At 65.2% G+C, this 244-nt stretch carries 1 protein-coding gene; it reads right to left on the reverse strand.

The window, feature by feature from the left end; all coding sequences use genetic code 11:
* A partial coding sequence (locus tag D9C15_RS33700; protein ID WP_240668351.1) for a transposase occupies positions 1–244 on the reverse strand: 244 nt, incomplete at both ends.

Raw genomic sequence — 244 nt, forward strand, 5'->3', positions numbered from 1 at the left:
TTGGCCAGTGTCAGATCTCGCGCATGAGGCGCTGCGCGCTTGATGGCAGTGCGCTGGCCTACGTAGGCCTTGTCGCCCCAGACAGCTCTTTCTCGGCCGTGCAGCAGTCGACCGATCATCGGCCCGTCGGCCACGTTGCCCGGTGTGGCCACGACGCTGTGGATGAGCTTGGTCTTGCGGTCCACGCCCACGTGGGCCTTCATGCCGAAGCCCCACTTCTTGCCTTTGCGCGTGGAGCCCATCT

Origin of the sequence: Piscinibacter defluvii (genome assembly GCF_004011805.1) — a bacterium.
GTDB lineage: Bacteria > Pseudomonadota > Gammaproteobacteria > Burkholderiales > Burkholderiaceae_C > Piscinibacter > Piscinibacter defluvii.